The organism is Bacillus sp. FSL H8-0547, from assembly GCA_038002745.1.
GTDB lineage: Bacteria > Bacillota > Bacilli > Bacillales > Bacillaceae > Bacillus_P.
In genome coordinates, this window is record JBBODD010000001.1 from 1,841,060 (window position 1) to 1,865,767 (window position 24,708).

23 protein-coding genes and 1 riboswitch are annotated in these 24,708 nt (G+C 46.0%); of the genes, 11 read left to right on the forward strand and 12 right to left on the reverse strand.

What is annotated here, in order from left to right:
* The first annotated feature begins 283 nt into the window (after positions 1-283).
* Genes MHB63_09155 through MHB63_09165 form a run of 3 tightly spaced genes read left to right on the forward strand, consistent with a single transcriptional unit; the run spans position 284 to position 3,994 of the window.
* The gene (locus tag MHB63_09155) at positions 284-1,411 is read left to right on the forward strand and encodes an endospore germination permease (protein ID MEK3806692.1); all 1,128 of its coding nucleotides are present in this window, start codon (positions 284-286) and stop codon (positions 1,409-1,411) included.
* A complete protein-coding gene (locus MHB63_09160; GenBank protein ID MEK3806693.1) occupies positions 1,377-2,834 on the forward strand; it encodes a spore germination protein in 1,458 nt (485 codons plus the stop codon). The genes MHB63_09155 and MHB63_09160 overlap by 35 nt, the downstream gene beginning before the upstream one ends.
* Complete coding sequence (locus tag MHB63_09165) at positions 2,834-3,994, forward strand: Ger(x)C family spore germination protein (protein ID MEK3806694.1); 1,161 nt, start codon at positions 2,834-2,836, stop codon at positions 3,992-3,994. The genes MHB63_09160 and MHB63_09165 overlap by 1 nt, the downstream gene beginning before the upstream one ends.
* A 199-nt stretch (positions 3,995-4,193) precedes the next feature.
* On the opposite strand, the gene MHB63_09170 is transcribed toward MHB63_09165, so the two are convergent.
* The 3 genes from MHB63_09170 to hxlA all read right to left on the reverse strand — a co-directional run bounded on the left by MHB63_09170 (position 4,194) and on the right by hxlA (position 6,200).
* The gene (locus tag MHB63_09170; protein ID MEK3806695.1) at positions 4,194-4,910 is read right to left on the reverse strand and encodes a 3-ketoacyl-ACP reductase; all 717 of its coding nucleotides are present in this window, start codon (positions 4,908-4,910) and stop codon (positions 4,194-4,196) included.
* A gap of 94 nt (positions 4,911-5,004) precedes the next feature.
* Complete coding sequence (gene hxlB, locus MHB63_09175; GenBank protein ID MEK3806696.1) at positions 5,005-5,562, reverse strand: 6-phospho-3-hexuloisomerase; 558 nt, start codon at positions 5,560-5,562, stop codon at positions 5,005-5,007.
* On the reverse strand, positions 5,562-6,200 hold the full coding sequence (gene hxlA, locus MHB63_09180; GenBank protein MEK3806697.1) for a 3-hexulose-6-phosphate synthase: 639 nt from the start codon (positions 6,198-6,200) through the stop codon (positions 5,562-5,564). The genes hxlB and hxlA overlap by 1 nt, the downstream gene beginning before the upstream one ends.
* A 214-nt stretch (positions 6,201-6,414) precedes the next feature.
* Between hxlA and MHB63_09185 the strand changes: the two genes are divergently transcribed.
* Positions 6,415-6,783 carry a winged helix-turn-helix transcriptional regulator gene (locus tag MHB63_09185; protein MEK3806698.1) on the forward strand — a complete coding sequence of 123 codons (369 nt, stop codon included), beginning with the start codon at positions 6,415-6,417 and terminating at the stop codon, positions 6,781-6,783.
* A 70-nt stretch (positions 6,784-6,853) separates the two neighbouring features.
* Here MHB63_09185 and MHB63_09190 read toward each other — a convergent pair whose 3' ends face one another.
* The gene (locus MHB63_09190) at positions 6,854-8,068 is read right to left on the reverse strand and encodes an MFS transporter (GenBank protein MEK3806699.1); all 1,215 of its coding nucleotides are present in this window, start codon (positions 8,066-8,068) and stop codon (positions 6,854-6,856) included.
* A 318-nt stretch (positions 8,069-8,386) separates the two neighbouring features.
* Between MHB63_09190 and MHB63_09195 the strand changes: the two genes are divergently transcribed.
* The 4 genes from MHB63_09195 (at position 8,387) to MHB63_09210 (ending at position 13,394) form a co-directional block, all read left to right on the forward strand.
* Positions 8,387-9,604, forward strand: a complete 1,218-nt coding sequence (locus MHB63_09195; protein ID MEK3806700.1) for a TerD family protein — start codon at positions 8,387-8,389, stop codon at positions 9,602-9,604.
* 226 nt (positions 9,605-9,830) lie between these two features.
* Entirely contained in the window at positions 9,831-10,910 is a 1,080-nt protein-coding gene (locus tag MHB63_09200) for a Fe(3+) ABC transporter substrate-binding protein (protein MEK3806701.1), read from the forward strand.
* Positions 10,911-11,070: 160 nt separating this feature from the next.
* A complete protein-coding gene (locus MHB63_09205; GenBank protein ID MEK3806702.1) occupies positions 11,071-12,711 on the forward strand; it encodes an iron ABC transporter permease in 1,641 nt (546 codons plus the stop codon).
* Positions 12,711-13,394, forward strand: coding sequence for an ABC transporter ATP-binding protein (locus MHB63_09210; GenBank protein ID MEK3806703.1), 684 nt, complete (start codon positions 12,711-12,713; stop codon positions 13,392-13,394). Before MHB63_09205 ends, MHB63_09210 begins: the two co-directional genes overlap by 1 nt.
* Before the next feature lie 86 nt (positions 13,395-13,480).
* Here MHB63_09210 and MHB63_09215 read toward each other — a convergent pair whose 3' ends face one another.
* The gene (locus MHB63_09215; GenBank protein ID MEK3806704.1) at positions 13,481-14,776 is read right to left on the reverse strand and encodes an MFS transporter; all 1,296 of its coding nucleotides are present in this window, start codon (positions 14,774-14,776) and stop codon (positions 13,481-13,483) included.
* A 121-nt stretch (positions 14,777-14,897) separates the two neighbouring features.
* Here MHB63_09215 and MHB63_09220 point away from each other — a divergent pair, with 121 nt between their 5' ends.
* Entirely contained in the window at positions 14,898-16,115 is a 1,218-nt protein-coding gene (locus MHB63_09220) for a helix-turn-helix transcriptional regulator (GenBank protein ID MEK3806705.1), read from the forward strand.
* Between the two features lie 64 nt (positions 16,116-16,179).
* Here the strand turns inward: MHB63_09220 and MHB63_09225 are convergent, their stop codons facing one another.
* Positions 16,180-16,683 carry a hypothetical protein gene (locus MHB63_09225; protein ID MEK3806706.1) on the reverse strand — a complete coding sequence of 168 codons (504 nt, stop codon included), beginning with the start codon at positions 16,681-16,683 and terminating at the stop codon, positions 16,180-16,182.
* Positions 16,684-17,141: 458 nt separating this feature from the next.
* On the opposite strand from MHB63_09225, the gene MHB63_09230 reads away from it, so the two are divergent.
* Positions 17,142-17,525 carry a hypothetical protein gene (locus tag MHB63_09230; GenBank protein ID MEK3806707.1) on the forward strand — a complete coding sequence of 128 codons (384 nt, stop codon included), beginning with the start codon at positions 17,142-17,144 and terminating at the stop codon, positions 17,523-17,525.
* Positions 17,526-17,624: 99 nt separating this feature from the next.
* On the opposite strand, the gene MHB63_09235 is transcribed toward MHB63_09230, so the two are convergent.
* Genes MHB63_09235 through MHB63_09250 form a run of 4 tightly spaced genes read right to left on the reverse strand, consistent with a single transcriptional unit; the run spans position 17,625 to position 21,562 of the window.
* On the reverse strand, positions 17,625-18,443 hold the full coding sequence (locus tag MHB63_09235; GenBank protein ID MEK3806708.1) for an ABC transporter ATP-binding protein: 819 nt from the start codon (positions 18,441-18,443) through the stop codon (positions 17,625-17,627).
* Positions 18,443-19,474, reverse strand: a complete 1,032-nt coding sequence (locus MHB63_09240) for an iron chelate uptake ABC transporter family permease subunit (GenBank protein ID MEK3806709.1) — start codon at positions 19,472-19,474, stop codon at positions 18,443-18,445. Before MHB63_09240 ends, MHB63_09235 begins: the two co-directional genes overlap by 1 nt.
* Entirely contained in the window at positions 19,471-20,505 is a 1,035-nt protein-coding gene (locus tag MHB63_09245) for an iron ABC transporter permease (GenBank protein MEK3806710.1), read from the reverse strand. The genes MHB63_09240 and MHB63_09245 overlap by 4 nt, the downstream gene beginning before the upstream one ends.
* A gap of 1 nt (position 20,506) precedes the next feature.
* Complete coding sequence (locus MHB63_09250; protein MEK3806711.1) at positions 20,507-21,562, reverse strand: iron-siderophore ABC transporter substrate-binding protein; 1,056 nt, start codon at positions 21,560-21,562, stop codon at positions 20,507-20,509.
* A gap of 221 nt (positions 21,563-21,783) precedes the next feature.
* Positions 21,784-21,859: riboswitch (glycine riboswitch) on the forward strand.
* 128 nt (positions 21,860-21,987) lie between these two features.
* Between MHB63_09250 and MHB63_09255 the strand changes: the two genes are divergently transcribed.
* On the forward strand, positions 21,988-23,334 hold the full coding sequence (locus MHB63_09255; GenBank protein MEK3806712.1) for an amino acid permease: 1,347 nt from the start codon (positions 21,988-21,990) through the stop codon (positions 23,332-23,334).
* Between the two features lie 44 nt (positions 23,335-23,378).
* Here the strand turns inward: MHB63_09255 and MHB63_09260 are convergent, their stop codons facing one another.
* Complete coding sequence (locus tag MHB63_09260) at positions 23,379-23,873, reverse strand: DUF4188 domain-containing protein (protein ID MEK3806713.1); 495 nt, start codon at positions 23,871-23,873, stop codon at positions 23,379-23,381.
* Positions 23,874-23,875: 2 nt separating this feature from the next.
* Positions 23,876-24,430 carry a PadR family transcriptional regulator gene (locus MHB63_09265; GenBank protein MEK3806714.1) on the reverse strand — a complete coding sequence of 185 codons (555 nt, stop codon included), beginning with the start codon at positions 24,428-24,430 and terminating at the stop codon, positions 23,876-23,878.
* Positions 24,431-24,708: the final 278 nt, after the last annotated feature.

Here is a 24,708-nt window from a genome sequence, read left to right on the forward strand (position 1 = left end):
AGCATAATAGAATGGATTTCTGTTATATACATACACGGTGAGCAATTCCCTCCCTGTTGTCATTTTTAGGTTTAGCATATGTTTTCTCATCAGTATGGTGTAAGGACATCGTATGATTTTATAACTACTTAAATACAGGAAATGTATGTATGGTTTATTCAAAGATCACGATTTAAAAAGAAGGACCAAGAACCCCCCAGCGTTCTTGGTCCTTCTTTTTCACATAATAAACCAACTCTCCGGCAACCATAAAAAGGTAAATCTATACAGCCTGGAGATGCCTATGCAAAGTCTAACGAAAATCCTTATACCGAGACAGCTGTTTACGCTCCTTATTTTATCGACTGGTCTGCTTAATCACGTGATTCTCATCCCGAATCTGCTGACCGCTTCAGGAAGGGACAGCTGGTTGAGTGTCCTTTTGTGCTGTCCTGTGGCCTTATTCTTTTTATGGCTTGTTTCCTACATTGTTAAAAATTGTCCGGATGAAGGTTTTTTCAGCATGGTTCAAAACCGGTTTGGCAAGGTATTCTCCGCCCTTTTATCGCTTCCAGTCGTTCTTTTTTTGTTTTGCAGTTCGTATTTAACCTTTAAAGATCTTGTTTTATGGCTGAACGCTTATTTTCTCGCGGATGCTTCATTGTTATTGATCAATATCATGCTCATTATTGTCTGTTGTGCCGTTACTTGGGCCGGAATAAGATCGATGGCGATATCAAGCGGCTTTCTTCTCCCGCTTGTGATGCTTTTTGGCATTTTCATAGCCATTACAAACACCAGTGTGAAGGAGCCGCAGCTTCTGTTTCCTTTGCTTGCAGATGGCTATGAGCCTGTGATAAAAGGGGGAATCTACACCCTGTCAGGCCTGCTTGAAATCTATCTTGTCATCCTCCTGCAGCCATTCTCCCAGGCAAGGATTAAGTTTGGCCAGCTGCTTGTGCTTCTGATCATTCTGATTGGCTTGATTCTCGGTCCTCTTACTGCCGCCATTATGGAATTTGGTCCAACAGAAGCAGTCACCTACCGCTATCCGGCCTATGAACAGTGGCGTATCCTGAAGATTGGGGAATACATTTCCCATCTCGATTTTTTTGCTTTGTATCAGTGGCTGAGCGGGGCTGTCATCCGTATAGGCCTGTTCATGTATTTGCTTGGTGCGTTTTTTACAAAGAAAAAACACCATTACAGGCTGAATGCCAAGCTTGTCATGATCATGTATTTGCTCTTATTTGCCGCAATCATGATTGATGTGGATACCTATACCTTTTCTCAAGTCATTTATCATTACTTTTTGCCGGCATGCATGGCATTTTTTTTAATCCAGATACTACTATCAGCGCTACTCATATTTGTAATCAAAAAAAGGGATGAAAAGCATGGCAATGACACCAGAATCGACTCCTCAGGGTGAGGTGAGCACGGCACAGAAAGCAGCGGGGCTTAAGGGGAAATTCTCGAAAAGTCAGGATCTTGTCTGGAAGCGGCACGAAACGGATATCGGCAGCTTCCAACTTATTTATCTGGATACCTTAATTGACAGCCATTTTATGAATCAATCGATCCTGCCGAAGCTTGGAGAGGTCCATGAAGGAACGATAGAAAAGACAATCAAGGCCCGATTTCAGGCGGAGGATGTTACCTGTCAGTCGGCAGAAGAACTGTCTCAGCTGCTATTTGAAGGGAATGTGCTGTTTCTGATTGAAGAGAGGCTTTTAAGCATCCAGGCAGGAGATTTCCCGAAACGCCAGCCGGAGGAATCGTCACTGGAGACATCCATTAGAGGCCCAAAGGATGGGTTTGTAGAGGATATCAGAACGAACATCTCCTTAATCAGAAGAAGGCTTAATACAACTTCCCTCTGCCTTGAGAAGTTTACAATCGGAAAAAGAAGCAATACAAAAGTGGCCCTCATGTACCTGGGGGATGTCATTGATCCAAACGTTCTCGATGAAGTTCGTAAACGATTGAATGGGGTTGAATTGGATCTTTTAACAAGTATTTATGAATTAGAATCCGCGATCCGGGATACTCCTTATTCCGTCTTTCCTACTATGGACTATACGGGGAGGCCGGATTTTATCGTACAGGCTATGAACCAGGGCAGATTTGCCCTTTTAGTCGATGGGAATCCTACAGTCTCCTATGCGCCGATCAATTTGCTGCTGCAGACGAAATCTCCTGAAGACACGTATATCAACTATGCTTATGTGTCATTGGAGAGAATCATCAGAGTCATAGGCATTACGGTATCCGGCTTTCTGCCGAGCATCTGGATTGCGTTCTCCGCCTTTAACATTGAGCAGATTCCCTATCTTCTTGTGGCCACCATCTCTGTCTCACGGTTCGGCCTGCCTTTATCGGCACCCATTGAAATGTTTGTCATTCTTTTTCTTTTTGAACTGTTTAATGAAGCAGGAGTGCGTCTTCCGCGTGCAATTGGACAGACGGTTGCCGTTCTCGGGGGCTTGATTGTGGGAGATGCTGCAATTAGAGCAGGCCTGACCTCGCCGACTATGCTTGTCGTTGCGGCCATCACCTATATTTCCTCCTTTACACTGGTGAATCAATCGCTTAGTTCTGCCATCACCATCATCAGATTTGGAGCAATCTTTCTTAGTACCTTCCTGGGATTGTTCGGTGTCGTGTTAGGGTTTATTCTAACTGTCTTTTATTTTTCTACCCTGACGTCCTTTGGCACGCCATACTTCGGTTCACTGGCTCCTATCAGTTTGAAAGAGGGCATCAAGTCATTCCTTAGGGCGCCGATCCAATTTTATAAATCACGAACGTCCTCCACCAGTCCAAACGATTCCACAAGGGGGGACCAGTCATAATGGGCAAGGCTGCACTCTTTATTCTCAGCTGCTTCCTATTTCTTACAGGATGTTCAGGGGTAAAGAATATCCAGGATCTTACCTATATTGTGGCAATCGGGATGGACTATGATGAGGCAGAGGAAGAATATGTCGTATACCTTCAGGGGCTGAATTTTGCCAATGTCGCCAAGCAGGAGGGCGCGAAATCAGTGGATCCTGTCCCAATTTTTATCGCTACGGGAAGAGGAGAAACGCTGAATATGGCCGTAAGCAAGCTTTACGGAAAATCCGAACCGCCGCTTTACTTCGGGCATGTAAGTACGCTGGTGTTAACCAACCGTCTCATCCAAAGCAAGGCAGGCGAAATACTGGAGGAAATCGGAAGAAACCGTTCCCTTCGTCCTACCATGAGAGTATTTACAACAGAAGAGAAAATCGAGGATGTCTTCAATTTGCCGGCTCTTTTCAACTATCCTGCAGTTTACACCGTTCTTTTCAAATCGAAGATCAATCAATTGGCACAGAATGAATTAAAAGCGATTACGATGATGAATTTCCTTCGTGACTATTATGAGCCGATGGGTACGGCAAAAATTCCGTCTGTAAAAATTGATGAAGGCAGCTGGAAGGCCAATCAGGAATATCCGGTCTTATACCTCAATGGATTTTCCGCCTTTCAGCACCAGGAGTATAAAAAAGACATTCCTTTAGAGCATGCAGTCATCATAAATTGGCTAACGGAAAAGGGAATATCTATTGATCAGAGGGTCGAAGAGGCGGGTAAGCTTGCAGCTGCAGTCAGGCTTGGGGAGCCGAAGATGAAAATAAAGTACGATGAAACAGCAGAGAAACCAGCGTTCTCCATAGAAGTTTCCGTCAGTGCGGATCTCCTGGAAAAAATACAGAAGGACCTCACATTGAATTCTTTGAAAAAGCAGATAGAAGAAGATATAAAAGCAAAGATTGAATCCATCTACGATGAAGGCGTGGAAAACAAGCTGGATATCCTGAATGCAGGGGAGAAATGGTACAGAAAGCACCCGAAGCCCTATCAAAAATTAAAGGAAAACCCCGTCTTTTACCTTGATCAGGAATCTCTCACAGAGGTGAAGGTCAACGTTCAAATCCTGCATTTCAACAGCTATAAATTCAAACGGAGTGTAGACGGGGAATTATAAGAATTACAGTGAATGAAGCGCCGTGTCTTTTAGAAAGAAAATCAATAACAGAATTGATACAGATCCGTAAAGGCGGCGTACGTTGTTTCAAATCCAAGGTGATATTGGCATGAGAGAAGGATAAATTCATAAAGGATAGATGAAAACAGTCATCACGTTCCTGTTCATCTATCCTTTTTATTTTATTTGAATACATATTTTATGGATTCGTCGACCATAACCCAGCTGTTTTTACGAATACTCTGCGGTTTAGTTTTAATCCGGAAACAAGGAGTTCGGCCAGGTCCTCTGGATGCATGACCCTTTCCGGATCTCCATTGATCAGGTTGGCATCATAGGCTAAATCAGTGGCTACTGTGCTTGGAGTTAGTGCTGTCACACGGATATTGTGTTTGCGTACTTCCAGCATTAAGGATTCAGTCAACCCTAATACTGCGAATTTTGACGCGCTGTAGGCGCTGGTGACAGGTGCTCCTTTTTGACCGGCAGAGGATGAGATATTCACGATATCGCCTGTTTTTCTTTCAATCATTTCAGGGAGAACTGCACGTGTGACATTGTAGACGCCCATGACATTTACACGTATTATTTTTTCCCATTCTTCAGGTGATAACTCTAGAAAACCGCCGAATTGAGCAATTCCTGCATTGTTGATGAGAATGTCGATGGATCCAAGTTCGGATTTGATGTGCTCGACAGCCTGTGTGACGGATTCAAGGTCAGCAACGTCACCAGATGCGATTGAAACCTTGATATCGTATTCCTGTAATTCGGTTTTCACTTTTTCAAGGTTGTCCGGGTTTAGTCCCAGCAGCCCGAGGTTTACGCCTTCTTTAGCCAAAGCGATGGCAGTCGATCGCCCAATGCCTCTTCCTGCTCCTGTAATTAATGCTGCTTTTCCTTTTATTGAAGCCATAACGATTCACTCCCAGTAAAGATAATAATAATCTTAGGCGGAGACAAAAGAGTTCTGGAACTCTTTTATATCTCTGCCTAAGACGTTATCACATCTATTCCAAATTAGCGTGTTTGCCATACATTTTATCGGTATCTAGTCCCTTTTTCTCCATGAACCGCAAGATCATCGCATCATAAAAAAGTAAAAGGGTTTGTTCAAACAGTGAGCCCATAGGCTGAATGGTTTTATACTCTGATTCTGTTTGATCCTTGGGTGAGCCGGGCAAGGTGACGGTTATATCGGCAAGTTTACCGATGGTCGAGTCTGGAAATAAGGTAACCGCGGCTATTTTTCCGCCAATGGCAGTGGCTTTTTGTGCAAGGGATACTAAACTTTTTGTTTCTCCAGATCCAGAACCAATGATCAAAAGATCATCCTTTTCAAAATTTGGGGTCACTGTTTCACCTATGACGTATGCATCTATGCCCATATGCATCATCCGCATGGCAAAGGATTTGGCCATAAAGCCGGATCTCCCGGCTCCGGCAACAAAGACCTTTTTAGAGCCAAGGATGCCGGTTAACAGCTTTTCGGCTTCTTCATCAGAAATCAACTGTACGGATTGGCTGAGCTCTTCTATTATTTTGGCTAAAAAGCGTGATGTCTGCATTATTGTTGCCCCTGTTTCACCATTTCCTGCATTTGGGCAGCTGCCGCTTTCTTATCTTCTTTACCGGTAATTCCCCCGCCGACAATGACAAGATCCGGCTGAGCCTTAATCACTTCCGGCAATGTTTCCAGCTTGATTCCGCCGGCAATGGCTGTTTTTGCCTGTTTAACGACATTTTTGATTGTTTGAAGGTCTTCGAAAGAATTTTTTCCGACTGCCTGAAGATCATAACCAGTGTGAACACAAATGTAATCTACACCCAATTCATCAACCTGCTTTGCGCGTTCCGCAAGATCCTTTACAGCAATCATGTCTACAAGGATTTTTTTTCCTTGTTTTTTGGCTTCATCTACAGCACCTTTAATGGACATGTCCTCTGCAGCGCCAAGAATAGTGACAATATCTGCACCGGCTTCAGAAGCCTTCATCACTTCATAGCCCGCTGCATCCATAATTTTTAAATCTGCTAATACTTTTAAGTGTGGAAATGCTTCTTTTACTTCTTTTACGGCGCGAAGTCCCTCATTAATGACGACAGGAGTTCCGATTTCTACGATATCAATGTGTTCCTCTACTTCTCTAACTAGTTGAATAGCTTCTGGGATATTCACTAAGTCTAATGCTAGCTGTAATTGCATGTATATCACTCCTACTGGATTTTTTGGTGACGATTTGTTAAGAGTCCTTATCTACTTGCTGGCTGAATAAGGACTGTAGATGTAAGTTTAACGAATATGACATGTAATTAAAAGTACGCACTTTATTTTTACATAGTGATAAAAACATTACATAGTGTTAAAAAGTATACTGTGTGATATAGTATGTATTATTCAACTAACGGAGGTGCACCACATGTCCCGCACACAAGATAAATTGTTTAACTGTGAGAAAGAACTGACTCTGTCTGTCATCGGCGGAAAATGGAAAATGCTTATTCTTTGGCATTTGGGGAAAGAGGGCACGAAGCGATTTGGTGAATTGAAATCTCTTATACCCGGCATTACCCAAAGAATGTTAGTGAATCAGCTTAGGGAGCTTGAGGAAGATCTTATCGTTAAACGCGAGGTCTATCCTGTTGTTCCCCCGAAAGTGGAATATTCACTGACTGAACAAGGTGAAACACTTATGCCGATATTAGACTCCATGTACGAATGGGGTAAAAATTATATGGGGAATGTATTGGGAAATGAAGATTTGCTTCGATCAAAATCAATCAAGTAATCAAAAAGAAGCACCAAAGAACATTCAACGTTCTTGGTACTTCTTTTTATTTTGTCTATACATAAATCCTTCAACCCGTCCGCAGCTTCTCACCGCTAACCGTTTCTTTTTGCTTCTGATCCAACCGATAGCTAAGGAACGTCAATAGACTTGCGGCGAGGGCAACAATTCCTCCTACCCACGTTACATTCATCAGCTCTCCCTGATGGTAGACGATTCCGCCCAGTGCGGAGCCGAATGCGATGCCGACGTTGCTTGCGACAGGCATGAGGGAGGCGGCAAGGCCTGTTGCTTTTGGCTGGTAGATGCCGGCAAGGTCGATTAGGTAAAGCTGGGTGGATGTGGTTAACAGGATGGCCATCAGGGACATGAGGCCGATATTAATTAAACCGAGCGTGAACTGATTGGTTGTCCAGTATAAACTGATCAGGACAAGGGCCTGGATGAGAAAAACAAATCTGAGTCGCCCGATAGCGTTGCGGCTCGCGATTTTGCCGGCGAGTATGTTGCTGAAAATTGAGATGAATCCGTAGCCGAACAGAATCAGGCTGATGGAGCCGCCTGGCGCTTCCATCTGCTTCAGGATTGGGACGAGATACGTGAAGACCGCATATGTTGCTCCAAATCCAAGAGACGGGATGAAAAAGGCCATTAAGATTCTCGGGTGCGTCAATAATGAGAATTGATCACGCATCGAACTTCGGGCTTGCTTCTGAAGATCAGGCAAGACGAAGAAAGCGGCTAAAAAGGCAATTCCTCCGAGAAGAGTTGTCAGCATAAACGTTGCATTCCAGTTGAACCAGCCGGCGATCAGCGTGCCCAGTGGGACGCCAACGACGTTTGCAAGGGTAAACCCGCCAAATACAAAGGAGATGGCAAGGCTGCGTTTTGCGGCCGGCATCGTTTCACTGGCAACCATCATGGCAAGCGAAATGAGAACCCCTGTGACAATGGCCGTCAGCATTCTGAGCACAAGTAGCACGAGATAGCTGGATGAAATAATGCACAGCGCATTCAGCATGATGAACGCACTGATTAAAAACAGCATCCATTTGCGCTTTGAAAAATGGCTTGTTGCTGACATGACGAGCGGTGTGGCCACGGCAAATGTGATCGCAAAGGCGGAAACAAGTGTGCCTGCCTGTGAATTGGTTATTCCAAGACTCGAGGAAATGTCGGTCAGGATCCCGACGATGACAAATTCGCTCGTGCCAAGGACAAATGTTAAGAGTGAAAGTGTTAAAATAAGCAGCCAGTGCCGCTTAGTCAATTCTGTAGTGTTCATAATGACCTTCCTTCTTAGATGAACTTGCGCAATAAACAATTTAATTATGATAACACAGATGCGCTTTGCGAACGGAAAGAAACGTTTGGTAATGATAGGTTGAATTCTTACGTTGCATAGGTCAAAAGTTTCATGTACCTATTAGCAGAGTTTCTTTGCAGATGTTTTTTCATTTTCTAGTAGTTTTTACCCTCTTTATTTCAATAAAATGGTATAATTTACATTGAAATGATAGACAATCAAGCTGTACGCAGAAGTCTTTTCTGCAGTGATTTTCAGATAATAATAGATGAATAGAAAAACAAGGAGTGGTCATAAATGAACGCCATGCTGCAAATGGGCGGAAATACCGTCTTAAGCTCTCCAAAAGGCTTTGTAACGGTGAGTTTTGATCGGTCAAATACGATTGATATTTCGTTAACCGCTTTCCTTTTAACAGATACAGATAAAGTGCAGGGGGACAGCGGGATTATCTTTTACAATCAGCCGAATGGTCCTGCCGGTGTTGCGACGCTGCTTCCGTCTGAGAATGTGGGGAATACGGTCATACATAACCTTCAGTTTGATTTGAGCAAAGCGCCTGCCGGAATCAGCAAGATTGCCATTACGCTGACAGAGGATAACCACACGGGGTTTGCGAATGTGCGGAATTTAAAAGCCAAGGTGCGTTCAGGTGATACGGTGATCGAGCTAACGCCGTCCAGCTTTTCAAAGGAAAATGGGATCGTGGTGCTGGAGCTGTATGTGAGGAACGGCCAGACGAAGGCGAAGTCCATCTGGCGCGGGTTTGATTCGGGCCTTGAAGGACTGTGCAGGAATTTCGGTGTGGAAGTGGAGCCGGAGGAGCAAACTGTGCCTCCAAAAGCTGTTAAAACTCAGCCCGTCAAAGAACCTGTAAAGGCGCCGCCTGCTCCTGAGAAGAAAATCGTTCTTGAAAAGGTAAAGGGCAAGATCAATCTCGACAAAGGCCAGAAGCCGGTCATGATTGAAAAGACGCCGGAAATTACGGCTACGGTGTCCTGGAAGACGGGGACGGATTATGATATCTATGCGCTCGTTTACACGAAGGACGGCAGGCAGGTCGATGTCGCGATGTTTGGAGCTGCAGGGGTCCCTCCGCTCAGAAAGTTCGCAGGCGGAGCTGTGGAGCATATGGGAGATGTCGGGCGCAACAGCTTTTCAACGAAGACAGAGGTGATTAAACTAAGGCTGACAAACGACATCCTTGCCGTCGTGCCAGTCGTTTATTCTGCCCAGTCCAACGGAACCGGTTCTTTCTACAGATACAAGGTGTCGATGAGCATCGACAACCATAACGGGACCTCCGTTACGATTTCCGCCAAGAATGCCAATGACAACGACAGGATTTATACGTGCGTACCGGGTATTCTGCACAATACACCTGATGGCGTGATTATCAGTCCGCTGGAGCTTTACAGCTTGCCAAACTCAGAGCACAGGCCCAAGCTTAGAATGGGTGCATCCGGTATGGTCGAAGTTGTTATGGATGCCGGGCCGATTAATCATTATAAATAGAAAAAAAGCGGACTTACCTACCTGCTGGGCAGGTCCGCTTTTTTGCTGTCTTCGACGATTCAATTGGAATAAAACTATCCCTCCTTTCTTCCCAACGGTTCAGGCATTCACCCTCTAACAGAAGGTTTATTCATGTATATGAAAAAAGAATATTGACATAAAAATGATTTCGGTTACAATTGAGATTGACTATCAATTGCAATTAATACATAGGGGAGTGTCAACAGTGAAAAAGTTCAGTCTTATGATCAGTTTCATGCTTGTACTGGTACTGGCCTTAACTGGCTGCGTGAGCAGTACGGACAAAAATAATGAGCAAAAAGAATCGGCAGGTAAAGAAAAAACGGAAGAATCCGGTGAAGTGAACGTTTATACAAGCCGTCATTATGAGGCAGATCAGGAGCTTTATAAGAAGTTCGAAGAAGAAACAGGCATTAAAGTCAATGTTGTTGAAGGCGAAGGCGATGAGCTGATGGAGCGCCTGAGCATGGAAGGTGAAGCAACGGAAGCGGATGTCTACATCACGGCAGATGCCGGAAACCTTTATCAGGCAAAGGACCGCGAGTTGCTTCAGGCTGTTGAGAGCGACGTTCTTGCTGAAAACATCCCTGAAAAACTTCGTGATGCTGACAATCAGTGGTTTGGTTTAACAAAGCGTGCACGTGTCATTGTGTATGCGAAGGACCGCGTGAAACCGGAAGAGCTGTCAACGTATGAGGCTTTAACAGAGCCTGAATGGAAGGACCGCGTAGTCGTGAGATCTTCTGAGAATATGTACAATATGTCCCTTTTAGCATCATTCATTGATGTGATGGGTGCTGATAAAGCGAAGGAATGGGCTGCAGGCATCAAAGGAAACATGGCCCGTGATCCTGAGGGAGGCGACCGTGATCAGGCTAAAGCAGTAGTGGCCGGTGAAGCGGATGTTGCAATCATGAACACGTACTACTTAGGCGTTATGGCAAATGGTGAAGATGAAGAAGAACGCAAAGTTGCTGAAAACGTAGGTGTGTTCTTCCCTAACCAAGATACAACAGGTACACATATTAATGTAAGCGGCGCAGGTGTTACGAAGAACGCTAAAAACAAAGAAAATGCTGTGAAGTTCATTGAATTCCTGAGCAGCGAAGAAGCACAGGGCCAATTTGCGGAAGCAAACTATGAATATCCTGTAAACAAAAACGTTGAGCCTTCTGAGTTCCTTAAATCATGGGGTGATTTCAAGGAGCAGGATGTGAATCTTTCTGTCCTTGGAGAAAACCAGCAGGAAGCCATTCGCATTTTCAACGAAGTAGGCTGGAAATAAGACGCTGAAATATGGACAAATCATGAACCGAGGCACACTAGACAGGTGCCTCGGTTCTTTTTATATGAATTTGGTATTCTATTTGATAATGATTTTCATTATAATGGAGATGGATAAAAGAAATGGGTAACCGGTTTCATGAACAAAGGATGTGACATCAGTGAAGAGTTTCCATTGGTCAAGAGTTCGCCACAAGGGATGGGCACTGGCAAGCTTACTTTTAATCGCAATCATTTTCATACCAAATATTATTATCGCCGTAAAATTCTTGACGGAACCTAACGAAAACTGGCTGCATATCCGGGAGTATTTGTTAAAGGATTACTTGCAAAATTCAGTGATCATCGTCTTTTTTACCGCCTTGACGACCATGCTGATCGGAACAAGCCTTGCTTGGCTGATTACGATCTACCAATTTCCGCTCCGGAATTTTCTGAAGTGGGCATTGATTTTGCCGCTTGCGATTCCGCCTTATATCGCTGCCTACACATTTCACGGCATGCTGAACTATACAGGAATCATCCAGACTACTTTGCGGAATTCGTTTGATGTACAGGTTAACCAGTCTTATTTTGATATGATGAGCCTTCCGGGGGCAGTATTCGTTTTCACCGTGACTTTATTTCCATACGTTTATGCCATCACGAGAAGCTTTTTTCAGAATTTGTCGGCGTCGGTGCTGGAAAATGCCCGCCTGCTTGGCGGAAACGACATCGATGCTTTTTTCCGTGTTGCGCTGCCGATTTCAAGAGCAGCCATCGTGGGCAGTGTTACACTCGTTGTCCTTGAGGTGCTGAACGATTACGGGGTGACCAGCTACTTCGGCATTCAGACGGTGAGTACCGCCATTTTTAAAACGTGGTACGGGATGATGGACCTTGATTCGGCACTGAAGCTTGCCGGCACGCTGATGATCCTCGTCATGATTGTGCTGGTGATGGAACGGGTTCTTAGAGGAAGGAAGAAATTTTACGATCCTTCATCAAAGGTCCGGCCGATTCAGCCAAAAGTACTTACTGGCGCGAAAGCATGGTGGGTTTTCGCCTATTGCTTCGGCATTTTCACCCTGACGTTCATCATTCCCCTGCTTCAGCTGCTACAGTGGGCATTCAGGACATATGAGAAGGTGTTCAATGCAGAATTTCTTGTGCTGGCGAAAAATTCCGTGTTCGTTGCGGGAATCGCATCCTGCCTGATTATCGTGATTGCGCTGATTATCTCGAATTACACCCGCCTGCAGCCCGGGCTTGGAACGAAATTTATTTCACGGGTGACGACGCTCGGCTATTCCATACCTGGTGCGGCTATCGCCATTGCCATCATCACGATTTTCATCTCGCTTGATCAGTTCATTGTATCGTTTTTGGCCCAGTTTGAACTGAAGCCTGAGTTTGTGCTCAGGACGACACTGGTTATGCTGATTTTCGCGTATGTGATCAGGTTTCTGGCAATCGGCTTTAACAACATCGAGGCCGGATTTGAGAAAATCGGAAACCGGTATTCGGAAACATCTAATGTGCTCGGAGCTTCAACGTTAAAAACATTTTTCCGCATCGACCTCCCCCTGCTGCGCGGCGCGGCCGTCAGCGGATTTATTCTGGTGTTTGTGGACATTTTAAAAGAACTGCCGTTAACGTTGTTCCTGCAGCCGTTTAACTTTGCAACTCTTGCGACACAGGCGTTTAAATATGCGAATGATGAGCGTGTTCAGGAGGCTTCCGTTGCTTCTCTGATCATTATCCTCATCAGCGCACTGTGCATCTTTCTTTTTCACCGCGTACTTGATAAGGAGGCAAAATGATGTATATCCAGATCAAAGACCTGCAGTTTCAGTATAAACATGCAAACCGCAATACGCTTGAACGCGTTCAGATTGAAATCGAACGAGGAGAGATCATATCGATTCTCGGGAAAAGCGGGAGCGGCAAGAGCACGCTTCTGCGCATTATAGCCGGGCTTGAAAATCCTTCCGGGGGCAGCCTTGAGGTGAACGGGGAGACCATGTTTGACCCTGCAACCTTTGTTGCGCCGGAGAAGCGCGGAATCGGTGTGGTGTTTCAGGATTACGCCCTGTTCCCCCATATGACCGTCGGCCAAAACATTCAGTACGGACTGCGGAAAATGAGCAGAAAGAAAAAGCAGGAACGTGTGGAGGAAATGCTGGAGCTTGTGAATATGGCAGAATACAGACAGCGCTATCCCTACGAGCTGAGCGGAGGACAGCAGCAGCGGGTGGCCCTTGCAAGAGCGCTTGCGCCTGCACCGTCCCTCCTTCTGCTCGATGAACCGTTCAGTAACCTGGATGCCGACCTTCAGGAAAAAATCCGCGTTGAACTGAAGGATGTGCTGAAGAAGACGGGCATCACCTCTATTCTTGTCACGCATGACGTTGCTGATGCTGAAGCCCTTGCTGACCGCATCTTCTACATGAACGAGGGTATCCTCGCAGATCATGCCCGCGAACTTGCGGGAGTTAACGGATAACAAAAGCATAGAAACCTGAAACTGACCGGAAATCACCCAATTAAAGCCAAAAATAGACCCCTATTTTTGGCTTTTTTTCATTCAAATTATACTGCTGATCCAGCCTCAGACATTATCTTTCTTTCCCCTTCCAGCTCCGGGTGCACCTTCCTAACCACGCTCGGCCTTGCCAAGGTAACAACCACTCCGAGCAGAATTGCTGCCGAGGCAAGCAGGATGTACTGGCCCGGTACGGCGTCGTACAGGAATCCGAATAGAATCATTCCGAGCGGCATGAGGGCCATGGCCATTGTTTCAATAAGGGAGAAGACGCGGCCTTTGTAGTCGTCTTCGATCATTTTCTGCATCATGACCTGTATCGGTGTGTTGATTAGGATAATCATGGCGCCGAAGCTGAACATGAGAATCATATAAAAGGTGAAGATGGCCCAGTAGGATAAATCAATCATGAGCGGCAGCGCGGTGGCTCCGAGGATGAAGCCGATGGCGAGTATGCCGCGTTTTGAGACGAGAAACGGGTACTTGACTTCTTTTCGGACTGAGAAGTAGATCGATAGGACGAGCATGCCGGCAGCGAAGGCTCCCTGGGTAAATCCGAAATGCTGGGAGGCAAGGTTCAGCTTTTCGATCAGGACGTAGGAGTAGCCTACCTCAAAGGCACCGAACAAGAAATTGACGATGAGGCAGAGCCAGATCATGGTCATGAGAACCTGTTTCGTTTTCAAATAGCTTACGCCTGCTTTCATGCTCTGCCACATGGATTCTTTGGTCTTTCCTTCGGTTTTGCGCTTTGCAAAAAGGGTGAAATTCATGGTGGATTCAAGAAGTACGGCTATGATGGAAGCGGCGATGTAGATCATCAGAAAGGTCTCCATTGAAACGGCTCCATATAACAATCCGCCGGCTGCCGGGCTGCCGATTGCTGCGAAGGACATGGCCATCTGGTTCAGTGACATGGCCCGCTGGATGCGTGCTTCGTCGACTAAGCCGGTGATGGAGGACGAGAACGTGACGGAAGAAAAGGTGGATGCGATGGCAAGGATGCTGGTTGTGATGTAGATGGCGGTCAATGAAAGTCCGTGTGTCAGGCTGACGTAAAGAAGTCCGCTGATGGCAAGGGTGGTCGAGATCTGTGCGAGGATGACGATTTTTTTCCGTGAGTATTTGTCTGCGACGTAGCCTGCAAAGGGTGAAATCAGCGTCCGAGGCAGAATGTTGCAGAGCAGGTTTGCGGCAAAGCTTGTGGCCGATCCCGTGATCTGCAGGATGTGGAAGCTGATCGCAAAGGCATACACCTGTGCGCCGAATGTTGAGATGAGCTTGCTGATGGTGAAGGTGAACAAATGGTAGGTTGCCATTTTTAATTTTCTTATTTCATCCATTAAAAACCCTCCAAGTATCAAAAGTTTAATTTAATTAAACAAATTATAACGCATCCTGCTCTTCCATTTCAAGGAAAAGTTTAATAAAATTAAACTAATTAGAAAAATTGGGGTGTTAACCATGATTGGCGAACGAATACGAAAGCTGCGGAAGCAGAAAAAACTGACACTTGCGGAGCTTGCGGGATCCGAACTTACGAAAGGGATGCTCAGCCTGATTGAGAACAATAAAGCGAATCCATCCATGGAAAGCCTGGCCTATATCGCGAAGCGGCTTGAGGTGGATGTGTCCCAGCTTGTTAATGAAGTGAATGTGGTTGAGCTGAGAGAAGTGCTTGATGAGGCAGAGGAGTTATTCAATCTGGATATAGAAGAGATACCTGATAAATATGAAACACTCGTTCGTCTGATAGAGCCGCATATTTCTAAGCTGCAGCAGGGATATGAAGCGGCAAGACTTCTTGATATCTACGGGCAAAGTTTGCACCGGACCGATAAGGAATGGAAGATTCCAATAGCTAAAGCCTCTGCATTGTATGAGGAAATGAACCTTGCACAGAAGCGGGCGAATATTGGGGTCTTCCGTGCCAATGTCCGCTTCAGACAGCATCATTATGGAGAAGCGCTGGAAGTTCTTCTCACTGAGCGGAGCAGGATTGAAAAGAAGGCGGCTTACATTGATGCAATGACTCGGCTGGAGCTGGATTACCACGAGGCCATCTTTTATTTTGCAGTCGGCGATACCTTGTCTGCAAAACGAGTAATGGATGCAGCAATCGCCTATTCGAAGGAAAACAAAACCTTTTACTTAATAGATGATTTGTACCGTCTTGCGGGTGCAGCTGCCATGATGTCTGAAGATGCAGAGCTTCACGACTATTACTTAGCGAAACTAAAGCAATATGCTGATTTTTCCGAAGATGAGGGATCCCTGCTCAGCTATCAACTGTTCCATATTGAATCTCTTATATCGGTCAAACGCGATTACGAGGCTGCTCTTAAAATCATTAATCCGCAGTTGGAGAAATCCGAATCTGTCGTCAGGTTCAAAGAGTGGTTCCTCCTTGAAAAAGGGAAAGCCCTGCACGGACTCGGGGAATATGAGGAGGCCATAAGGTATTTTGATCAAGCACAATTACCATCCCACCACCATCATCCGTTTGATCTGTCACAGTTTTACCTGAAAGATACGTATAAAGCCCACTGCTATAAGGAGCTTGGAGATCAGCAAAAAGCACTGATATCCGCGAGAACTGCGGTGGAACAGTTTGAGGCGATGCCGGATTCGCCGTATAAGGAGTTCAGCAGAAGGACGTATGAGGAGCTTTTGGGAAGCTAAATGCCTTAAACAACCGTGTTCCAGTAAGCTAACACGGTTGTTTAAGGTTCTAAATGTGACATTGTCATGCTTTAATCTTAGGTTTCTTAGAGTAAAAAGAATACGAAGTATCAATCACTAACAAAATAAGAGCGACTCCGATTGATAGAGTCAGATTGATGTCTTCACTCAAGTTAGTAAAAATTCCGATTATGTAAAACGCTGCTGCTCTAGACAAGGACAGGGATAAATTGCTGTAAATGGTATCACCCATCAGGTAGTCGAAAATCTTACTAAAGATCGAGTCGATGGTGAGCCAATAAATAAGGTAACTGGTTCCGACAATGAGCAGCTGGCCGGTATCAATCTGTAATGAAAAGACACTGTCGACTACCTTCATGGAACCTATTATCACAAACAGGAAAAAAGCAAACACCAGGGTGCTTAATACTGAAAACAGTATTGCCATGCTGATCAGCGCTAGCGGACTGTCTTTTTCCTTGTCTTTTTTGTTTTCACGGGTGAAAAACCAATAAAGAACGACAAATGAAAGGATAAAAATAATAGATAATAAGAAGGGAATTTTCAAGTGGATCTGCTCCTCTATTTCTAGTTGTTTATGAAATCAGTCTAAGTAGAAATACGAAAAGATATGGAAAAAGTTTCACATTTTGTTTTGAAACGCAGTTGTGGTAAAGAAGTGTGCCTTTAGGAGCTTAATGATGAGAGACAAAAGGGAACCACATGGGATTACTGCGCTCTTTTTTACAATTAGCGTTTTGGGTTACATTTCCAATACTGGTATAATGGTGATACGAGGTGAGCGGATCAATGAAGAAAAACTATACAGTTATGTTTCTTATGCTTTTTACAGCATCCATTACGGGCGGAATGGCGGCAAAGGGTTTGTTTGAGTATTCAGTGATAGTGGGATGGGGGCTGGGAATACTTTTCCTTTTGTGTGCTTCATATTTCGCCGTAAAGAATGAAAAGATATCAGGGTCACAGTGAAACGGCTGTGACTTTTTTGTTTTAGAAGATCAAGTTATGGAAAGAAAGGACAAGGCTATGGATTGGAATGACAATGAAAAATTAGAACGGGAAAAAACGAAGCTTACCACCAAAATCGGGTGTTTTTTAGTTGCCGTCATTTTAGGAATCCTGATCCTTTCAACAGCGGCCTGGTACGTTTTATCCCCTCAGGAAACCCGGTTGAAAGTAAGTGAATCTCCTAATCAGGTAAACTCAATCGAGATTGTCAAAAGAGACGATTTTCCTTCCCCTTCCATCAGAATCAACTACGGTAACAAAAGCATAGTGAAAACAAAAATACCGGATGAGATTTCTGTTGAATGGAAAAGCGATTATGAAGCGGTTGTTATCCTGACAAAACGAGGCAGAGAGCCAGATGTTGTTCACGTAGAGTTTTAAGGCCTGTATGCTGTCAGCCATTAAAAAAAGGAAGAAAACCTATATCTAACGGTTTCCTTCCTTTATATCCTAGCCGATTCATCCCCTTTTTATAAACCGTCAATACACACTGCATTCCCTCTTCACATGATGTCTTCCAATCGGCACCACAGACGGAGAGCCCGAGACCGGGTCCGGTATGACGGTGCAGTTGAGGCCGAAGATGTCTTTGATCAATGTGCTTGTGATGACCTCTGAAGGTGTGCCTTCCGCGACAAGCCGTCCCTGCTGAAGGGCAAAGATGTGGTCTGCATAGCGGGCGGACAGGTTGATGTCATGAAGGACCATGACGATGGTCGTGCCGTGCTTCCTGTTCAGGTCTGTCAGCAGATCAAGAATTTCGATCTGATAGGTGATATCCAGATAGGTTGTCGGTTCGTCGAGAAACAGGATGTCCGTTTGCTGCGCGAGAGCCATGGCTATCCAGACACGCTGTCTTTGGCCGCCTGAAAGCTCGTCGATGCTGCGGTCGGCAAATTCTGTGATGTTCATGATTTCCATGGCTTCGGCGACCGCTTCATAGTCCTTTTTTGTCCAGCCTTTCAGAAACGTCTGATGAGGGTACCTTCCGCGTCCTACCAGGTCAGCAACAGTTATCCCCTCAGGGACGATCGGGGATTGGGGCAATAGCCCGAGCACTCTTGCAAGCTGTTTTGGCGGGATCTTGCTGATGGGTTTTCCGTTAAGAGTGACTTGCCCGGAAACGGGTTTAATGAGCCTTGCCATCGTTTTGAGCAGGGTGGATTTTCCGCAGCCGTTTGCTCCGATCATGATGCTGATTTTATTGCTTGGAATCGAGAGGCTGACATCATGAAGGATGAGGTTGTTCTCGTATCCAGCCGTGATTTGTTCGGATTTAAAGGTAAGTGCCGGTTTCATTATAAATCTCCTTTCCGGTTCATTCGGATCAGCAGGTAAATTAAGTATGGCGCTCCAAGGATGCCGGTGATGACGCCGACTGGGTACCTGGCAGTAAAGGCAAACTGTCCAACAAGGTCAGATGCGAGCACAAGGATGATGCCTGTAAGACCTGCCGGAATAATCGGTGAAAATCCGGCACCTGTCAGTCTTTTTGCGATCGGTCCGGAAAGGAATGCGACAAACGCGATCGGTCCTGTTGCAGCGGTAGCAAGTGCAATCATTAGGACAGAGCTGATAATCAGGGTCAGTCGTGTTTGATCAGTATTTACACCTAAAGATGAGGCTGCCTCCTCCCCGAGCTCAAGCATGTCGAGACGCTTTCCGAGTCCAATGAGAACGGGAGTGAAAACCAGAACTGCGATGATCAGAGGATAGAGGGTCTCCATCTTCGATCCGTTCAGGCTTCCGCTCAGCCACCTCATGGCTGTTGGAATGTCGTGTTCCTGTCCGATTAGCAGCAGGTAAGAAATCAGGGCATCAAGCATGGCCTGAATGCCGATGCCGATCAAGATCAGCCGGCCGATTGAAAAAGAGGATCCTTTTGATAACAGGAAAATAACGAGTACTGCGGCAAGGCCGCCAAAAATAGAAGCAATGGAAACGAGAGTATTGCTTGCATGAAGGACAACGATGCAAAAAACGGCGGCTGCACTTGAGCCGGCTGTTATCCCGATGACATTCGGGTTCGCCAGCGGGTTTCGCAGCATCGTCTGGAAGACTGCTCCTGCAGCGCCAAAAGCAAAACCGGCAAACAAGCCTGCAATCATTCTCGGAAACCGGAGTGTGCCTACTGTAAATGTGGCTCCTTGTACTTTTTCCCCCAGCAGGACACGGATGACATCCTGAACGGGATAAATCGTATTCCCGAGCATGAGCATGGCGCAGCAAAGGGCAAACGCAATGACTGCCAGAAGGGAAGTCACGAGGATAAACCGGAGCCGTCTCTTTTTTCTGCCTGTCATAATAAGGTTGATCGTATCGTTCATCATAAGGCACGCATTTTCGCTTTCATAGTTAGTAGAATTAAGATGGGAGCCCCGATAAAGGCTGTCACGACGCCAACTTCAAGCTCGCCGGGTCTTCCGGCAAGCCTTCCGCACACATCGGATATCGTTAAAATAATGGCCCCTGAAAGTGCGGACATCGGAATGACATACCGCAAATCAGGACCGATGACGAGCCGTATTACGTGAGTGGAAAGTAAACCGATAAAGCCGATCGGACCTGCCAGCGCCGTTGCTGCCCCGCACAGCAGGACGCCGCCAAAAGCAGCAAACAGCCTGAGCGTGCCTGTGCGTACGCCTAAACCTGAGGCAGCTTCATCGCCTAAAGCAAGTGCATTCAGCGCAGGTGCCGACAAGACGGCAATCAGAACTCCGGTAAGAAGAAACGGAACAAACAGAGAGATAGAATCCCAGTTCCCTGCCCCGACGCTCCCTACCTGCCAATAACGGAATTGATCCATGACGCTTGAACGGGGAATCATGATGGCCATCACAAGCGATGATAAGGCTGCACTTGTGGCCGCACCCGCTAAAACGAGTTTAAGGGGCGTGGCTCCGCCACTCCCCATTGAACCGATTCCGAATACAAAAATGGCCGTTATGATTGCCCCCGCAAGTGCAAGCCAGATATAGTGGCCTGCCGTACTGATATTTAAAAAGGTAATGCCGCAGACGACAAAGAGTGCCGCCCCTGTGTTTACTCCCAAAATGCTCGGATCTGCAATCGGATTGCGCGTGACAGACTGCATGAGGGCGCCTGAGATGCCAAGTGCCGCGCCGCACATGAGGCTGAATACCGTCCGTGCAATTCTCTGGCGGACAACATTTGCTCCGTGGGACTGTACGTCAGGATGGAACAGACCGTCCATGAGTTCCTTCCATCCAACCGTACGGGACCCGAACATAAGAGAAGCCGCTGTGCATAAGCCGAGCAAAATGAGGGAAAAAATCAAAACCTTTATGAAATGTCTGGGTACCATCAGCTGCTTCTTTTCTGTAACGGACTGGTTCATCATGTTACTTTACTTTGCTTGCAGCTTCTGAAAGTAATGTTAAGTATTCATCGATGGAATATTCAATTGCAAGCGGGTTTGGATTGCCGGCCGCAGCGAGCGGAGTGTTGTCTCCAATGATGACAACAGATCCATTTTGAACCGCAGGAATTTTTCCAAGGATCGGGTCTTCCTGTAAGGCTTTTAACGTATTTTCATTTCCATAAGAAACAAGGATTTCAGCACCGTTCAGCATATCCGCATTCTCTGCACTTAATTCAAGATAGAAACCGTCTTCATCCTTAAGCTGGCTCGTAATGCTTTCAGGGTATTCCATCCCAAGCTCGCTCAGGAACTCTCCGCGCGGATCAGCTGGAGTGTATATGTAAAACTTGGAGAGATCATCAGCTGAAATGCTGACGAATGCTGCTTTCTTCCCTTTAAGTTCAGGGTGTTCCCCTGCTTTTTCCTTGATGAGTTTTTCTGTATCGGCAATCAGCTTTTTGCCTTCCTCTTCCATTCCCATACCCATTGCATTGTAGGTGACCTGTTCGCGCCATGAAGCAACCCAAGGGGCCGACTTATAAGCCACAACCGGTGCGATTTCACTTAATGTATCGTATTCTTCCTGCGTGATGCCTGAGTAGGCGGCCAGAATCACATCCGGCTGTGAGTCAGAGATCGCTTCAAAGTCTAATCCGTCTGTATCCTGGTAGATGTTCGGATTGTCTTCACCGAGTTCTTTCACTTTCTCTTTCGTCCATGGCAGCATGCCGCTGTCATCCTGAATGCCGTAGTTTGCTGCTGAAAAACCTACCGGCACCACACCTAAAGCAAGTGCAACATCATGGTTTGCCCATGAAATGGTTGCAACGCGTTCCGGCTTCTCTTCAATGACCGTTTCGCCGAATGCATGCTTGATCGTGATTGGGTATTGTGTATCTTCCCCTTTTGAATCAGCTTTCTTTTCAGAAGATTTTTCCGATGTGCCTGATTGCTCGCTTGAGCAGCCTGCAAGCGCAATCATAAGTACAGCTATAATAGAAAGAGCCAGTGTTAAAAATTTGCGTCTTGTATTCATTTGTCGTTCCTTCCTTAGTACCAGTTTATTTGATAACAATTATCATTATCATTAATTTATCCTCAATATGACGGGTTGTCAATGAAAATAATTATCAATTAGAGCGTGGAACTTTCTTCCTTGCATTGCAGGACTGTTGACAAGGAATGCCACACCCCCTACAATTAGTCATTATTCAGAAAATAGAGCAGGCTATGATGGCTGTGGATTACACTACAGCCGGAGCAGCTTCTGGAGAGACCGCTTTAGCGGCGCCGAAGGGTTCACAATCTCAGGCAAAAGGACAGAAGAGTATAGATTTAGAGTTTGGTGTACCCGTTTTTCGGGCGGCAAATGCTATTTTGGTATTCTTCAAAAAGAGATTGGGAGTCTTCCCGTCTCTTTTTTTATTGGGTTTTTTACATCTATGAAGGAGGAATTCACAAATGGCACAGCAGGAATTGAAACGAGATTTGGCGAACCGCCATGTGCAGCTGATTGCAATAGGCGGAACGATTGGAACGGGGTTGTTTTTAGGGTCGGGCAAGGCGATTCAGCTTGCGGGACCATCCATTATTTTCGCATATTTGATTGTCGGGGTTGCACTGTTTTTCATGATGAGGGCGCTTGGGGAGCTCCTGCTGTCAAAGGCGGGGTATGAGTCGTTTACGGATATTGCCGAGGATTATCTGGGCCCGCGGGCGGCGTTTGTAACAGGGTGGACGTACTGGTTCTGCTGGATCATGACGGCGATGGCCGATGTCATTGCGGTCGGGGTATATGTGCAGTACTGGTATGACATTCCGCAGTGGGTTCCTGCCATTGTGTGCCTGCTTCTGCTGCTTGGGCTCAATCTGCTGACGGTGAAGCTTTTTGGGGAACTCGAGTTTTGGTTTGCACTGATCAAAGTGGTGACGATCCTTGCGCTGATCGTCGTTGGGGTGATTTTGATTGTGATGGGGTTCAAGACAAATGCGGGAACTGTTTCGGTAAGCAATCTGTGGGAGCACGGCGGCCTGTTTCCGAACGGCATGACGGGATTTCTGCTTTCGTTCCAAATGGTTGTGTTTGCGTTTGTCGGGGTGGAGCTGGTCGGGGTATCTGCCGCGGAAACGTCCAATCCGCGAAAAAACATTCCGTCTGCCATCAATAAGATTCCGCTTCGGATTCTGTTTTTCTACGTCGGCGCTTTGATTGTCCTGCTCAGCATCAATCCATGGACCGAGCTGAACGCTTCTGAGAGTCCTTTTGTGAAGACGTTCAGCCTCATCGGAATTCCGCTTGCTGCGGGAATCATTAATTTTGTTGTCCTGACGTCTGCAGCATCTGCCTGCAACAGCGGCCTGTTTTCGACAAGCCGGATCTTGTTCACGCTGAGCAAACGCGGCCAGGCGCCGTCCTCCATGAGGAAGCTGACAAAGCAGCACGTGCCCGGCAACGCGCTGTGGCTTTCGGCTGCCGTTGTGTCAGCGGGTGCGCTTCTAAGCAAGCTGATTCCCGAGCAGGCCTTCAGCATTGTGACGACAATCAGCGCCATCTGCTTTATCTGGGTGTGGAGCGTGATTTTAATCTGCCACATCAAATACCGGAGAACCCGAGGGGACCTGCATGCAAAGTCTGAATTCAAGGCTCCGTTTGCGCCGTTCATCAACTATGCCGTGCTGGCGCTGTTCGGGCTGATTCTCATCGTGATGCTTGTGGCGGAAGAGACACGTCCGGCGCTGATGCTGACGCCTGTGTGGTTTATCTTGCTGTATGTGCTGTATTCATCGAGAAAAAGGTCCCTGACCTGATGAAAAGAGGCTGCATGACAATTGTCTGCAGCCTCTTTTGCGGTTTAAATGGAGGAGGTAGTTCCTTCTTTCGTCAGCCGCTGTTTTGCCGAGGCGCGGCTTGCTTCAATCGGAATAAAGCTGAGTGCTTTTCCTAAGCCGTACGCAGGCATGTTTCCATAGATCGATTCGTAGTTTCCGGCTTTTACTTCATAGGTTTCATGGTATATGCCGACTGAAGGATTGCTTCCGATCTTCTGATTGAAGTTTTTCCATGCCGTCATGTGCTTATCGCTTCTTGCATATGCGAGCAGATCCTCTGTTGAGCGCCAATATTGAATCATGACCGTTGTTCTAAGACCGAAATAGCTTTCCATGGACAGGAAGCCTAATTCATCCTTGTTCATATAAAGCTCCCTGATCATTCCCGGCATGGCAAAAAAGACCGGAAGCCACTTGTGCAGGGCGAGTCGCTTGTTTACCCTCATTCCGATCAGAAAAACAACGATGTTTTCCTGGTTGTCTGTCGTGTACCTCCCTGCATTCACCCTTTGAACCATTCTTATTCCTCCTCTTTTACCAGCTGTTCAAGAGTAAACATGCACCATTCAATTGCCGCCTTTGTCATTCGTTTTCCGTAATCCAGTGTGAAGAGCCAATAGACGGCATCTTCTGCGTGATCTTTATGGGCCGTAATGCTTTCTTCGATGCTTGTATATGTAAGGTACCGGGCTTCCAGATTTGTCTTATAATCCTTTAAAACCCTTACCGTGTTTTCTTTGGACTGATGGCGTCCGAAAAACAATTTGAGCAGCATTTCATTGCGCTCTGCAGGGATTTGTTTAATCGGTTCTTCAAGCCAGTTCTTAAGCGTTTCCTTCCCTTTTGCCGTGAGATGATATTCCTTTCGCTCCGGTTTCGACGGCTGAGAGGTGATCGTGACGGTTGCCAGTTCCTCTTCGACGATGGTTTTAAGAGTCGGATAGATTTGCCCGTAGCTGATTTTCCAGAAATGGGTCAGACTCCTGTCGATCAGCTGCTTTATATCATAGCCGGTTCTGCAGTCTGTCGTTAAGATGCCTAGAATGGCGTAGGTCGTATCGCTGTAGGTTTTCAATTCTGTTCACCCTATCTAAAAGATATATATCATTTAGATACATTATACATGAATCTTTAAAATATACAATATGTGTAAATGTCAGTTCCCCGGCACGGGATGTCCGAATAAGTCTTTTTTGCCGGAAAAAATCATACAATAATTGGGGAATTGCATATCCGCTGAGAACTTATCCTTTTTAACCGCCCGGAAATGGTTTATAATTATCAGATAATAGTAAAATTTAATCTATTCATAATAGACTGTGATAAACTGATATTCAGAAGACTTGTGTATGT

Bases quoted from the DNA above. Each gene is read 5' to 3' on its own strand.
- MHB63_09255 (MEK3806712.1), top strand. From the start codon at position 21,988: ATGGCACAGCAGGAATTGAAACGAGATTTGGCGAACCGCCATGTGCAG.
- hxlA (MEK3806697.1), bottom strand. From the start codon at position 6,200: ATGCAATTACAGCTAGCATTAGACTTAGTGAATATCCCAGAAGCTATT.
- hxlB (MEK3806696.1), bottom strand. From the start codon at position 5,562: ATGCAGACATCACGCTTTTTAGCCAAAATAATAGAAGAGCTCAGCCAA.
- MHB63_09160 (MEK3806693.1), top strand. From the start codon at position 1,377: ATGGCAATGACACCAGAATCGACTCCTCAGGGTGAGGTGAGCACGGCA.
- MHB63_09185 (MEK3806698.1), top strand. From the start codon at position 6,415: ATGTCCCGCACACAAGATAAATTGTTTAACTGTGAGAAAGAACTGACT.
- MHB63_09220 (MEK3806705.1), top strand. From the start codon at position 14,898: ATGATTGGCGAACGAATACGAAAGCTGCGGAAGCAGAAAAAACTGACA.
- MHB63_09155 (MEK3806692.1), top strand. From the start codon at position 284: ATGCAAAGTCTAACGAAAATCCTTATACCGAGACAGCTGTTTACGCTC.
- MHB63_09250 (MEK3806711.1), bottom strand. From the start codon at position 21,562: ATGAATACAAGACGCAAATTTTTAACACTGGCTCTTTCTATTATAGCT.
- MHB63_09165 (MEK3806694.1), top strand. From the start codon at position 2,834: ATGGGCAAGGCTGCACTCTTTATTCTCAGCTGCTTCCTATTTCTTACA.
- MHB63_09210 (MEK3806703.1), top strand. From the start codon at position 12,711: ATGTATATCCAGATCAAAGACCTGCAGTTTCAGTATAAACATGCAAAC.
- MHB63_09170 (MEK3806695.1), bottom strand. From the start codon at position 4,910: ATGGCTTCAATAAAAGGAAAAGCAGCATTAATTACAGGAGCAGGAAGA.
- MHB63_09245 (MEK3806710.1), bottom strand. From the start codon at position 20,505: ATGATGAACCAGTCCGTTACAGAAAAGAAGCAGCTGATGGTACCCAGA.
- MHB63_09260 (MEK3806713.1), bottom strand. From the start codon at position 23,873: ATGGTTCAAAGGGTGAATGCAGGGAGGTACACGACAGACAACCAGGAA.
- MHB63_09235 (MEK3806708.1), bottom strand. From the start codon at position 18,443: ATGAAACCGGCACTTACCTTTAAATCCGAACAAATCACGGCTGGATAC.
- MHB63_09230 (MEK3806707.1), top strand. From the start codon at position 17,142: ATGGAAAGAAAGGACAAGGCTATGGATTGGAATGACAATGAAAAATTA.
- MHB63_09240 (MEK3806709.1), bottom strand. From the start codon at position 19,474: ATGATGAACGATACGATCAACCTTATTATGACAGGCAGAAAAAAGAGA.
- MHB63_09215 (MEK3806704.1), bottom strand. From the start codon at position 14,776: ATGGATGAAATAAGAAAATTAAAAATGGCAACCTACCATTTGTTCACC.
- MHB63_09195 (MEK3806700.1), top strand. From the start codon at position 8,387: ATGAACGCCATGCTGCAAATGGGCGGAAATACCGTCTTAAGCTCTCCA.
- MHB63_09190 (MEK3806699.1), bottom strand. From the start codon at position 8,068: ATGAACACTACAGAATTGACTAAGCGGCACTGGCTGCTTATTTTAACA.